General features: G+C 45.8%; 11 protein-coding genes. 5 read left to right on the top strand and 6 right to left on the bottom strand.

The window, feature by feature from the left end; all coding sequences use genetic code 11:
- Positions 1–224: 224 nt before the first annotated feature.
- Positions 225–839 (bottom strand): SPOR domain-containing protein, encoded by a 615-nt coding sequence (locus tag AC4MCC_RS13970; RefSeq protein WP_159124212.1) that lies wholly within the window; start codon positions 837–839, stop codon positions 225–227.
- A gap of 308 nt (positions 840–1,147) precedes the next feature.
- Positions 1,148–2,938, bottom strand: coding sequence for an arginine--tRNA ligase (gene argS, locus AC4MCC_RS13965; protein WP_491885459.1), 1,791 nt, complete (start codon positions 2,936–2,938; stop codon positions 1,148–1,150).
- A gap of 253 nt (positions 2,939–3,191) precedes the next feature.
- On the opposite strand from argS, the gene AC4MCC_RS13960 reads away from it, so the two are divergent.
- Positions 3,192–3,479, top strand: a complete 288-nt coding sequence (locus tag AC4MCC_RS13960) for a DUF2798 domain-containing protein (RefSeq protein ID WP_125278848.1) — start codon at positions 3,192–3,194, stop codon at positions 3,477–3,479.
- An 86-nt stretch (positions 3,480–3,565) separates the two neighbouring features.
- Here the strand turns inward: AC4MCC_RS13960 and AC4MCC_RS13955 are convergent, their stop codons facing one another.
- Genes AC4MCC_RS13955 through AC4MCC_RS13945 form a run of 3 tightly spaced genes read right to left on the bottom strand, consistent with a single transcriptional unit; the run spans position 3,566 to position 6,029 of the window.
- Positions 3,566–4,867, bottom strand: a complete 1,302-nt coding sequence (locus tag AC4MCC_RS13955) for a DUF445 domain-containing protein (RefSeq protein WP_491885458.1) — start codon at positions 4,865–4,867, stop codon at positions 3,566–3,568.
- Between the two features lie 11 nt (positions 4,868–4,878).
- A complete protein-coding gene (locus AC4MCC_RS13950; RefSeq protein WP_491885457.1) occupies positions 4,879–5,448 on the bottom strand; it encodes a CC0125/CC1285 family lipoprotein in 570 nt (189 codons plus the stop codon).
- Positions 5,449–5,489: 41 nt separating this feature from the next.
- Complete coding sequence (locus AC4MCC_RS13945) at positions 5,490–6,029, bottom strand: DUF924 family protein (protein WP_491885456.1); 540 nt, start codon at positions 6,027–6,029, stop codon at positions 5,490–5,492.
- Positions 6,030–6,240: 211 nt separating this feature from the next.
- Here AC4MCC_RS13945 and gshA point away from each other — a divergent pair, with 211 nt between their 5' ends.
- A complete protein-coding gene (gene gshA / locus AC4MCC_RS13940; protein WP_491885455.1) occupies positions 6,241–7,818 on the top strand; it encodes a glutamate--cysteine ligase in 1,578 nt (525 codons plus the stop codon).
- An 18-nt stretch (positions 7,819–7,836) separates the two neighbouring features.
- Entirely contained in the window at positions 7,837–8,364 is a 528-nt protein-coding gene (locus AC4MCC_RS13935; protein ID WP_419365455.1) for a disulfide bond formation protein B, read from the top strand.
- 86 nt (positions 8,365–8,450) lie between these two features.
- On the opposite strand, the gene AC4MCC_RS13930 is transcribed toward AC4MCC_RS13935, so the two are convergent.
- On the bottom strand, positions 8,451–9,782 hold the full coding sequence (locus AC4MCC_RS13930; RefSeq protein ID WP_395526682.1) for a PGAP1-like alpha/beta domain-containing protein: 1,332 nt from the start codon (positions 9,780–9,782) through the stop codon (positions 8,451–8,453).
- Between the two features lie 242 nt (positions 9,783–10,024).
- On the opposite strand from AC4MCC_RS13930, the gene AC4MCC_RS13925 reads away from it, so the two are divergent.
- Together AC4MCC_RS13925 and parE are read left to right on the top strand one after the other, a co-directional pair.
- A complete protein-coding gene (locus AC4MCC_RS13925) occupies positions 10,025–10,618 on the top strand; it encodes a YqiA/YcfP family alpha/beta fold hydrolase (protein WP_005232728.1) in 594 nt (197 codons plus the stop codon).
- Position 10,619: 1 nt separating this feature from the next.
- On the top strand, positions 10,620–12,500 hold the full coding sequence (gene parE / locus AC4MCC_RS13920) for a DNA topoisomerase IV subunit B (RefSeq protein ID WP_419365457.1): 1,881 nt from the start codon (positions 10,620–10,622) through the stop codon (positions 12,498–12,500).
- Positions 12,501–12,550 lie beyond the last annotated feature (50 nt).

Below are 12,550 nucleotides of genomic sequence, written 5' to 3'. Positions count from 1 at the left end.
TCCTCCTCTTGCGCTTCAATTCAAAGCAGTGCTTTAAAGCTTGCTTAGGAGGGAATCTCATGATAACAAATATCCCTTAGATTCTTTCCCTTTGAAAAAGGTGAGAAGCCTTGCTTCGCAAGAGGGAGTTAAAAAATTAAAATCCCTCCCAACCTCCCTTTAAAAAAGGGAGGAGATAAAAGATCCAAAAAAAAGCGCCATCTGGCGCTTTTTATATTTAAACCTTATCGTTTGACCACGATCGAATCGATACCACTGTGCTGTAAGGTTTGCTGTGCAATAATGGCAGATTCCGCTGAGTCATAAGGTCCAGACACGACACGATACCAAACCTTGCCATTTTCCACACTGCGGACTACATCTGCAGATAAACCGTTGAGAATGATTTCTGCACGGCGGGCATCTGCCTGATCCGGGTCATCAAAACTACGGACTTGTAAAATATAGCTTGCAGAAGCAGGAGTTGGGGCTTCGGTTGCATCCAGACCCGGCTCAGTTGCTGTTTCTGATTCATCAACTTCTGGTCTTGGTGCCTCTACAATCACCACTGCTTCCTGATTTTTTGCTTCAGGAACCGCCTCTTCAGGAATCGGTGTTACTTGCTGTTGTGGCAACAGATCATAAAAACGGTAGTCTTTATTGGTATCTTCTTCTTGAGAATGCTCAGCCGTAGCCTGGTTTTTAGGTTTAACAGGTTCCCATGGCTTCCACAGCATGAGTGCCATTAAAAAACTTAACACGATTAAAATGATCACGAGTGTGCCAAGCCAGGTAGGAATAAGTGGCTTTTTAGGCTTATTCGGTCTTTCAGATACACCGCGCTGCGTTTTTCCAAACACTTGGGATTTCCTCTTATTTATCGGGGCAAATAGAAAAGGCATAACAGCAGTTATGCCCCTACTATGACTTCATCCTATGTGATCGTGATAGAAAAGTCATTATCTAGATCACAAATCACACAGAATTTTAATTTATCTGCATCTTCAAACACATAGCTAAAGTTACAAAATGTTTATTCAGCAGATAAACGGTATGAGCATGCTTACTTCGAGCAGGGCTCTCCGTCTTGCGTCAATGTAAAAGTAGTGCTTTGCATTTTCGCTTCGAGCATAGCTCTCGCCTTGCGAGCATACAAAAAGTGTTTTGCTTACATGCTCTCAGGCGCCGATACACCAAGCAGTTCCAGACCGTTACGCAGTACTTGGCGAACATTTACAGATAACAGTAAACGTGCCTGAGTCAATTCTGCATCATCGCCCAGAACCTTGTTGTCGTTGTACCAGCCATGGAACAGCGCAGCCAGCTCTTTTAGGTAGTTACCAATCTGATGTGGTTCATAGCTATTTGCAGCACGAACGACAATCTCTGGATAAGCCGCCAGTTTTGCCAGAATTTCAGTTTCCGCTTCCAGCTCAAGTTTAGCTGCCAGACCACGTGCAGTGGTGACGTCAAAGTTCACGCCTGTAGACGCTGCCTTTTCTAACATACGACAGATCCGCGCATGCGCATACTGGATGTAATATACGGCGTTGTCTTTGCTTTGAGATACGGCAAGGTCAAGGTCGAAGTCAATATGCTGTTCAGATTTACGCATAACATAGTAGAAACGCGCTGCATCATTCCCGACCTCTTTGCGCAGGTCACGCAAAGTCACGAACTGGCCTGAACGAGAGGACATCTGTACCATCTCGCCACCACGCCACAGGCTGACAAACTGAACCAGAAGTACAGTCAGTTTTTTCGAGTCATAGCCCAGAGCATCAATCGCGGCTTTTACACGTGCGATATAACCGTGGTGGTCTGAACCCCAGATATCAATGATATCGGTATAGCCACGTTGTAATTTGTTCAGGTGATACGCAATATCAGAGGCAAAATAAGTGGTTTGACCATTACGGCGTTTAACCACGCGGTCTTTTTCATCACCAAATTCAGTCGACTTGAACCAGATGTTGCCATCTTTTTCATACAGGAAGCCACGCTGATCTAGAGTTTGTAGCGCTTCATCAATTTTTTCAGTCAAAGTCGCTTCACTGAACCATTGATTGAAAGTCACCCCGAATTCACCAAGGTCATCTTTAATATCATCAAGGATGGCTTTTAACGCAGCTTGATGGAAGACGCGGTAACCTTCATTCAATAAGGTTTGGGAGTTGAAGATCAGGCCATCAATGTGTTTTTCTTTATCGCCTGAAACCACCACTTTATTGCCTTCAGCATCCGGTTCGGCAGCGTACTGTACATCTTCAGGGACATCTTTATAAACGTCTGCAACAGGGCGAACATAGATATCGCCGTCTTTATCAATAATGCTTTGTGCGATTTCTTTGACGTAGTCACCTTGATAGGCATTTTTCGGGAACACCAGTTCCTGACCCGTCAATTCTAAATAACGCAGGTAAGTTGAAGTTGCCAGAATATCCATCTGACGGCCAGCGTCGTTGACATAATATTCACGGTCAACTTTGGCACCTGTCGCTTCAAGCAGATTTGCAACAGTCATACCATAAGCAGCGCCACGACCATGACCTACGTGCAGGCTAGAAGTCGGGTTCGCAGACACAAATTCAACCTGAACGCGTTTTTCCGCATTGGCCTGGGTACGACCATACGTTGCCTGTTGAGCCTGAATCTGATCCAGCACAGCAAAACGCTGGTCTGCATTTAAAAAGAAGTTAATAAAGCCTGGGCCTGCAATTTCTGCCTTGCTGATATCCGCCACTTCAGGCAGGGCAGCAAGGATTTTTTCTGCTAAATCACGCGGTTTCATCCCCGCAGCTTTAGACGCGATCATGGCAATATTTGATGCAAAGTCACCGTGGCTGCGGTCTTTGGTACGCGTCAAATTACTTGTATTGTTCCAGTCAGATGGGAGTACGTTTTGTGCCTGTAAAGTTTGCACTGCATGATCGAGAGCTGCTTGGATTGCCGTATTCATAATCAGTCGAAAATAGATATCGCAGAAAAACAGCAAATATAGCAAATTTCCGACTCTTTAGGTAAAACCATTTATGGGGAATAAAAAATATACGATTAGCAGCCTATGGTTTCTATCCATCGGTCGGTCATCAATGAAGGATCACATGAGAAAGAGGGGAATAAATAAGTTGCAAACTTTACTATAAAAAATGAATCATCCAGCAATCAAAATGGCCTATATTAGCCTGATTGAAACTATAAAAAGAGTCAGCATGGATTCAAAACAGCGTCCGACCATCATCGGCAATATTCCCAAACTTCCAGCCAAATGGGCCTTGGTCATTGTGCCTTTTATCTTGTCCTGCCTGATGAGTGGAATTATTTCCATGATTAACATGCTGCGCAATCTGGGCTGGATTGAGGGCTTTATGGCCCTCTGGTTTCATAACTGGATGATTTCCTGGGCGATTGCTTTTCCGATTGTGGTGACGCTTTTACCTTTTGTACGCAAATTTGCTGGATTGCTGGTCGATATGTCAGGAAATCAGCCACCCAAATAATTGTTTTCTATCAATGAGAATTAAGAAAGAAGTTCTAGAAGGTAAAAAGCATTCACTAACAGATAGGCTCTCTAACTAAAAATCAATTAAATCAGATGCTCGACTGCAGCACGGATGATTCCAAGGATCAGACCAATACAGGCCCCGACCACGACACCATTAACCCGGATCATATGCAGGTCACCACCGACTTCATTTTCAATCTTGTCGATCATCTCGGTCGAATCCCATTCATGAATACGTTCACTGATAAAACGAATCACTTTCTCACTGTACTGGTCGCTCAAATCGACAGCGATACCACTGAGACGTTTATTCAGTAACTCACGCACTGAGGTATTTGAAATAATATTCTCACCGACTTGCTGAATGGCGACTCGCAGATTCTCTGCAATCCCCGAATCCGATTTTTGCAAATCTGCCTTGATGGCATCGCATAAAATGACCACTGCACCACTGATAAAATTTAGCACTTGCGGGCTGTCGAGTAGAGCATCTTTGGTTTCATTCAGTCGCTGACTGGCCATACTTTCAGAGTCTGCCAATTGCTGCATCAGTTCTTGAGCAGTTTCTTCAATTTTAAGCCGCCATGGATGATCGGGATCTGCCAGCATGGCTTCCACCCGCTGAATCACCGAATCGATACTGCGTTGCTGCACATCAATGCCGATCCAGCTCGCGCCTTTGGCCAGACGCCAGACCCCCATTTCCTTGAATAAAGTGCGGGTCAGCTCACGGGTCTGTTCCGGATGTGAAGTCATCCAGGCATGCACCACATCCAGGCCGCGTTGCAGCACATCCTGATGGAAATCATTTTCTAAAACAGCGCGTAACATTTCGCTGGCCAAGGTATTGATCTGGGTATTTTTGACCCATTGCACACTGTTGCTCTGAATAAATCCGGCGATCTGTTCCTGCCCGACAAATTCAAATACTTTAGGTACAGTCTGCTGAATCACTTGTGTGACCTGAGCATTATTCTGTGGATTGGCCAGCCAGCGGCCGGCAGCCAGACTTAAATCGGTACTGGCCAGACTGCGCTGCACAATTTGCGGGGAAAGGAAATTTTCCTGCACAAAGCGACCCATAGATTCGGCAATCCGGGCTTTATTGCGTGGAATAATTTCAGTATGGTCACGTAAAAATTTCGGGATCGGCAGCCGACCAAAAGGATTGCGGAACAGCACGGTAATCGCATACCAGTCCGCCAGACCACCGACTACACCTGCTTCGGCAGAGAGCATCAGGATATGAATCAGCCAGACATATTCAGGCAGCAGTTTTGCAGTAATCATCAGCGCCAGCCAAGCCAGTACTGCGACGACCAGTGCAATGGTCGCAAAACGTTTACTGCGTTGTAAGCTTGGTGACGGCTGCTCTTTCTGCATAAATAATCCTGTTATTGGGGCGTGGCCGGCTGCGGTTGGAGTACTTGGCCGGATGGACTTACTCCATATTTAGCGCCAAGTGATTGTAAAATCAAGCGCGCATCAAAAGCATCTTTCGGCTCCTGACCGGCTTTAAAGCACTCAATGGTATAAGCCACTTGAGCAGGATCTAAAGTGACAGTATAGGGCTGGTCATAGAATGGATCGGGCCAGAATCCCGGATAGCGGCGGGAATAACCATAAGGACGATAATAGCCGTATGGATAGACGCTAGGCGCCGGATAGACAATCGCCTGACGCGGTGGTTGCTGGGTACGGTTACTAGGATCGTTCAGTACCCGGAAAAACTGGAAGCCATTTTGTACCGTAGTTTGAGCGGCTTTCAGCAGGGTGATTTCTTCGGCCGTACCGAAACTCATATTAGGTCGCGCCTGAAAACTGATGCGGTAGGTGTTGGCATTCAGTGGGGTGGTGCTGTAATGGCCGAGCTGGTCAAAGGTAAGCGGCTTGGACGGTGTCGTTGCACAGCCGGAAAGCAGGGCGGTCGTCGCAAGGGTCAGGGCAATGACGGTCTTTTTCATCTTCGTTCTCCTGATAGGATGATCCAGCGAGTTACAGACCTCTAGAAGCTGCTATCTGGCTGGGTCAGGAAACTCAATTCTTCCTCGGTGGATTCACGGCCCAGAATCTGGTTGCGATGTGGGTAGCGTCCGAAACGGTCAATAATGATTTTATGCTTGATTTCATATTCGAGGTTTTCTGGATTGCCGAGGCGCTGAAATAATTTTAGCGCAAATTCATGGATTAATTGAGACTCGCTATGCATGAAAGGCATATAAAGAAAGGAACGTTGCTCCGGACTCAGCTGCTTGTCCAGATCCTGGCTGATGGCTTCCTGAGCCAGTGCCAAAGCCAGACTGTCCTGAGCAAAAGCACGCGGCGTATCCCGAAAAATATTGCGTGAAAACTGGTCCAGAACAAGGATTTCTGCCAGACGGCCGTCAGCATTCTTACGCCATGACCACAGTTCAGCTTTACTTGCTTGTTCCAGAATATCGCCAAATTTTTCCTTCAAACTTTGGTCGAACTGGTCACTTTTGGCAAACCAGTTGGGTTGCGTTTCAGGACTAAACCAGAAGTCTAAAATATCTTGATAATTCATAATGTTTACAATTTATTAGCATTTATTTGTCAATAAAATCACAAATTTCACATGTCTTATAGAGAAACTTTGTGTTAAAAATTTGCCCAACTAAAAATCAATGGTTTGCTTGAAAACTAGGCAGGGCAGCATGTGCTGTCTGGAAATCGCGGTATACTAAGCTAAACCGATGATTCTATTTTAATAGTTACCCCCATTAAGCGAGATTGTAATGAGTCAACCTGAATCGACTGCCCATGATGTATTACCGGAATGGGTAGATTCGTCGCTCATCAAAGGAATGCTGCGCGGTATCGAGCGTGAGAGCTTGCGTATGCAAAGCAATGGTTTCCTGTCGCAGGAACCACATCCTCATGCCTTAGGTTCAGCTCTGACACATCCGCATATTACGACTGATTATTCTGAAGCCTTAATGGAGTTTATTACTCCGCCGAAAGAGAGTATTAATGAAGCTCTCAACTACCTGACCGACATTCATGCCTTTGTACACCGTCATCTGAAAAATGATGAAAAGCTCTGGCCGATGTCCATGCCGTGCATGCTCGACAGCAAGGATGAAAATATCCCGTTAGCACAATATGGCAGTTCCAATATTGGCTTATTTAAAACGCTGTATCGTCATGGTTTAGGCGTGCGTTATGGTCGCCGTATGCAGACCATTTCCGGGGTTCACTATAATCTGTCTTTCCCGGATCATTTCTTTACAGCGCTACAAGAACAGGAAGCCGATGAAGAGCTACGCGCTTTAAGCCTGCAAGATTATCGCAGCCATCGTTATATGGGGCTGATCCGTAACTTTATTCGTTTGACGCCACTGGTAATTTTTCTGGTTGGTGCCAGTCCAGCAGTTTGTCAGTGTTTTATGACTGGACGTGATCACCACTTATTCCCGCTGGTGCGCGGTACTTTATATACGCCTTATTCGACTGCATTACGGATGGGACGTTTTGGCTACCAGAATTCGGCACAGAAACAGCTGGGTATTCACTACAATAATCTGCAGGATTATCTGGCAGGTCTGCAAAAAGCGGTCAGAACACCGTATAAACAGTTTACCCGTCTGGGTCTGGATGATGCCAATGGTCAGCCAATTCAGATCAATGACCATGTGCTACAGATTGAAAATGAATACTACAGTCTGGTGCGTCCGAAGCAGGTACCTCAAGAAGGTGAAACTCCATCGCAAGCCTTGCAAAATCGCGGGATCGGCTATGTCGAGCTGCGTGCTGTAGATGTCAATCCGTATAGCGCGATCGGGATCAATGAAGATACTGCCGGCTTCCTGGAAGTAGTGGCACTGTACTGCTTATTGCAAGACAGCCCGGCATTGCTGGATGCAGAACAGGAAATCATTGACCAGAATCAGGCAGAAGTGGTGAATCGTGGTCGCGCCTATAACGCTGCAATTATGGAAAATGGTCAGCGTTATATGATTGAAGACTGGTGTAATCTACATTTGCAACGTATGCAGCCACTGGCTCAATTGCTCGATCAGGCTTATGACACTGATTTATATAGTAGCGCCATGCAAGCGATGCAGATCCGTGTCGATGAAGTCGATGCGACCTTGTCAGCCCTGATTGTCGGAGATATCCGTAGCCACAGCAGCATGTGGCAATTTGGCCAGCATTTGGCCCATCAGCATAGCAATCTCTATGAATTACATCGATTAAGCAAAGAAACACTTAAATATTTCAATGAATTGTCACAAAAGTCATTGCAGCAACAACACCAGCTCGAGCAAGATAACACGATCAGTTTTACTGAATATTTAGCCCAATATCGATAATAAATAAGAGGATTAACCATGCAATGGGGTTATCGCTTCGTGAGTGGTGTGTTGTTTTTGGCATCTATTGCCGGGATGGCATTTGCTTTATATCTTGAGCATGGACAGGGCCTGAACCCTTGCCCATTGTGTGTGTTTCAACGAATCGGATTGATCGGACTAGGGATTATTTCCCTGATTGCGTTGCTGCATAATCCGAAATCCAATGCCATGAAGCGCGTATATGCTTTCTTAGGCTCGCTCAGTATCTTATGGTCAGTCGGTGTAGCTGCACGGCATGTCTGGCTACAGAACCTGCCACCGGATCGAGTGCCGAGCTGTGGCCCAGGTCTGGATTACTGGTTGGAAACTTTGCCGATGAAATCGGTATTACAGCAGGTATTAAATGGTTCAGGTGAATGTGCCGCAATTGACTGGACGTTCTTGGGGCAATCTTTACCGGTCTGGTCATTGGTGTTCTTCAGTATCTTATTGCTGATCAGCCTGTGGCAGTTATTTCGCAAATATCAGACTGCGCCCGTCAAACGTTTAAGAGATAAATACTGATTTTCAAAATTGGAATCAAAAAGCCAGTCTACAGACTGGCTTTTTTTATCACTCTCTTAGAGGCGAACCAAATTTTTTATCTTCAATCAGGTCAGGGCAATGCCTTCAATACTATCTAGATCGGTCACGTATTCATGAATTTGTGTATAGGCTTCATCTTCCACACTTGGATAGAACCAGCGCACAATCTGTTCAGCCACCAACGGATGATACTGAATTTCAAAGTGGTTCAAGCCATAGAAAATCGCCTTATGTGCGTCGGGTACTTTCAGGTCAAAACGCGGGTGGGGATGTTCGCCCAAGGCACTTTTGACACTGACCAGATAATCGCCGATCACATTAAGCGTTTTGTTGGTATGGTGTTCAAACTCGATCGTACCTGCCACCAGATAGGCATCGATATGCGCAGGAATCGGGGCTGGTTTACGGTTGTCGTCCATAAAGCCAATCCGTACCGGATTATGTTCCCAGTCATCATCCCGGACGCTGCCATGGCGTAAGTCCAGAATCCCGTTACTGCGAATATTCACCACATGCCCCACAATTTTCACTAAAGGAAAATGTCCAAGTTTTTCCTGCAAACTAAAACCAAAACGTTCCAGTACCGCACCATGATGCGGTGAGCCCAGACAGACCAGATTTTCCACCATCGGAATCCAGTCATAGACATTTTGTTTGCCATAGAACAAGGCGCTGCGTGACACCAGACCGCCCATACTGTGTCCGATCAGATCAATACTGGTAATTCCTGGATTACGTTTGACCAGATCCTGCAAGGCATTGGCCAGACTGCGGCCATTGGCTGAAATGCGGCGTCCGGTATTGTAGTTCAGGTACAGCATGGTGTTATGGTCACGCTGTGCCAGTAATTTTTCTCCAATGCCCGGATATTTGCGGGTTGACCAGTCCAAATGGTTCATGCACAGACCATGCACAAATAGGGTAATGCGTCCGGTTAGCTCACCTTGTTGCAGAGAACCATAATGATCGTAAATGAGCATCGGCAGGGCGAGAGGATTCTGATATTTCAGCAGATAATCGCCAATAATCCCGTTCAGGGCACTGACCATAAAATGCATGGTCGGGGTCAGAGGTTTATTATGTAATTTGGGAAATCTTTCAATAATACGGCGCAGTCCAGGCGCAATCAGGGTATTGCCATAATGAAAGATCATGTCATAAGACATTTGATACAGACGTACGATATAAGGAATATTCTGGAAAGTTTTGGAGTTTTTTTCACTCAGCCCGAATACGCTCATTAAAATTTCACGCTGAATCGATTTAATCAGCTCCTGTACTACATCACTAAAGCGCATGGTGACCAATTGTGCCAGGCCTTCCAGGACATCTGCCTGGCTAAGCGGAGTTCGATCCCATCGACAATAGGTTTCATGCAATGGCGTTAAACTTGGCATTTGATCCTATCCTTTATATGACCCGTAGACATCTTTCTTTTTTGAGCACTTCGCGGTATAAATTCTTTTTTCAGTATTCTTGATTCTCAATTTATTCGGAATACTCTTAAAATAGCGAGAATTGCATAACATTAAAGGCTTTTTTGTCAGACAATTTAAGCAATTAAGTGGTTATAAAATGAAGTGTATTTCACACTTTTAAATTAAATTTTGACATTTTGTTTGTTTTTTATTGATTGCCGATGAATATCATTTACCTGCATGGGTTCAAGAGTAGTAGCAGCTCGATTAAAGGCCAGTTATTGGAACAATACTGTGCAAAGTACCCGGATATTCAGGTGCATTTACCAGATTTGAACATGCCGCCCATGGCTGCAATTCAGAAGATTTCTAAATTGATCCAGTCGATGGACCAGGTGGCATTGGTCGGCAGTAGCCTCGGGGGATTCTATGCGACATATCTGGTCGCTCAAGCGCATGTGCCGGCTGTACTGATCAATCCGGCAATGCGACCATGGCAGCTGTTTCGTGAACTGTTTGATGATGAATTGCCTCTGCAGGTTCATCCGAACTGGTGCCTGAATGACGCAGATCTTGGCCAGCTCGAAGCTATGGCGCTACCAACTGCGCAAGATGCAGACAAAATATTAGTGCTGTTACAACAAGGCGATGAAGTTTTGGATTATCGTGAAGCACATCGCTATTATAGTTCAGCTCGTCCACCTGCACTGCTGATGACAGAGGCCAATGGCAGCCATGGTATGGATGATTTTGCGGAGAAAATTCCGCTGCTCTTACAGTTTTTATCCGACTGCATAAAAAAGGAAACCGAATAACGTGTCTCAATATACGGCTCAATCTCTTGAAGTTTTATCTGGTCTAGATCCGGTGCGTCGTCGTCCGGGCATGTATACCGATACCTCTCGTCCAAACCACTTGGCGCAGGAAGTGATTGATAATGCGGTCGATGAGGCACTGGCGGGACATGCCAATAAAGTCACGGTCACGGTGTATAAGGATGGTTCATTATCGGTCGAAGATAATGGCCGTGGTATGCCGGTTGATATTCATCCGGAATATGGTCAGAGCGGGATTGAAATTATCCTGACCAAACTGCATGCCGGTGGTAAGTTCAGTACCGATAACTATCAATTTTCTGGCGGTCTGCACGGGGTGGGGATCTCGGTCGTCAACGCGCTTTCTAGCCGCGTAGAAGTTGAAGTTCAGCGTCACGGCAATTTGTATAAAATGGCCTTTGAAAATGGTGAACCGACTGCACCACTAGAAGTGCTAGAAGGCAAGGCACCGAAACGTGCCACAGGGACAACTGTTCATTTCTGGCCAGAAACCAAATATTTCGATTCGCCCAAATTTGCCCTTAAAGCCTTAAAACATAATTTAAAAGCCAAAGCGGTATTGGCCGCTGGTCTGCAAATTAACTATATCGACCAGATTAATGATGAAAAGATCATCTGGCAGTTTGAAAATGGTCTGGTCGACTATTTGATGGATGAGCTGGAAGACCGTGAAATTATTCCGGCCCCTGCTTTTGTGGCGACAGGTGATGCTGAGCGTGCCAGTGCAGAATTTGCCATCTGCTGGAATGTAGAAGGTGGAGAAAGTATTCAGGAATCTTATGTCAACCTGATTCCAACCGCACAGGGTGGTACTCACGTGAATGGCTTACGTTCGGGTGTGACCGATGCCATGCGTGAGTTCTGTGAGCTGCGTAACCTGTTGCCACGGAATATGAAACTGTCTGCAGAAGATGTCTGGGATGGGGTGAACTATATCCTGTCGCTGAAATTCCAAGAGCCACAATTCTCTGGTCAGACCAAGGAACGTTTATCTAGCCGTGAAGCCTCAGGCATTGTGCAGAATATTGCCAAAGATGCGTTTGCACTGTGGCTGAACCAGAATTCAGACATCGCTATGCAACTGGCAGAAATGGCCATTTCCAAAGCGGGTCGCCGTTTAAAAGCAGCTAAGAAAGTTGAGCGTAAGAAAATTGTCGCTGGTCCGACTTTACCTGGGAAACTGTCAGATTGTGTTGGACATGATCTGGATCAGTCTGAACTGTTTATTGTGGAAGGAGACTCTGCGGGTGGCTCGGCCAAGCAGGCACGTGACAAAAATTTCCAGGCGATCATGCCGATTCGCGGGAAAATTTTAAATACCTGGGAAGTCTCTTCGGATGAAGTGCTGGCCTCTCAGGAAGTACATAACATTGCAATCGCGATTGGGGTCGATCCAGGTTCAGATGATCTGTCTGAACTGCGTTATGGCAAGATATGTATTCTTGCCGATGCCGACTCGGATGGTTTGCATATTGCGACTTTGTTATGTGCGCTGTTCGTAAAACACTTTCCGATTCTGGTCGAGGAAGGGCATCTGTTTGTAGCGATGCCACCACTATTCCGTATTGATGATGCTAAAGATGTGCACTATGCGCTGGATGAAGATGAACTGGAAGGCATCCTGAAAAAATGTAAAACCAAGAATCCGCAAATCACCCGATTCAAAGGTTTAGGCGAGATGAATGCCAGCCAGCTCCGTGAAACTACTTTGGATCCAAATACTCGTCGTCTGGTGCAGCTAGATCTGGATGATGTGCACCTGACTTCAGGCTTACTGGATAAACTGTTGGCCAAAAAACGCGCCAGTGATCGCAAAGACTGGTTGGAACAGAAAGGTAATCTGGCGGATATCGTTGTTTAAAATGATTTGCTGCTAATACCTATTAAAAAGCCCGCAATCGCGGGCTTTTT

It is taken from the genome of Acinetobacter sp. CAU_H_56 (assembly GCF_058599425.1).
This window is presented reverse-complemented; position numbering and strand designations above follow the sequence as displayed.

Bases quoted from the DNA above. Each gene is read 5' to 3' on its own strand.
- AC4MCC_RS13960 (WP_125278848.1), top strand. From the start codon at position 3,192: ATGGATTCAAAACAGCGTCCGACCATCATCGGCAATATTCCCAAACTT.
- AC4MCC_RS13955 (WP_491885458.1), bottom strand. From the start codon at position 4,867: ATGCAGAAAGAGCAGCCGTCACCAAGCTTACAACGCAGTAAACGTTTT.
- gshA (WP_491885455.1), top strand. From the start codon at position 6,241: ATGAGTCAACCTGAATCGACTGCCCATGATGTATTACCGGAATGGGTA.
- AC4MCC_RS13935 (WP_419365455.1), top strand. From the start codon at position 7,837: ATGCAATGGGGTTATCGCTTCGTGAGTGGTGTGTTGTTTTTGGCATCT.
- AC4MCC_RS13945 (WP_491885456.1), bottom strand. From the start codon at position 6,029: ATGAATTATCAAGATATTTTAGACTTCTGGTTTAGTCCTGAAACGCAA.
- argS (WP_491885459.1), bottom strand. From the start codon at position 2,938: ATGAATACGGCAATCCAAGCAGCTCTCGATCATGCAGTGCAAACTTTA.
- AC4MCC_RS13950 (WP_491885457.1), bottom strand. From the start codon at position 5,448: ATGAAAAAGACCGTCATTGCCCTGACCCTTGCGACGACCGCCCTGCTT.
- AC4MCC_RS13930 (WP_395526682.1), bottom strand. From the start codon at position 9,782: ATGCCAAGTTTAACGCCATTGCATGAAACCTATTGTCGATGGGATCGA.
- AC4MCC_RS13925 (WP_005232728.1), top strand. From the start codon at position 10,025: ATGAATATCATTTACCTGCATGGGTTCAAGAGTAGTAGCAGCTCGATT.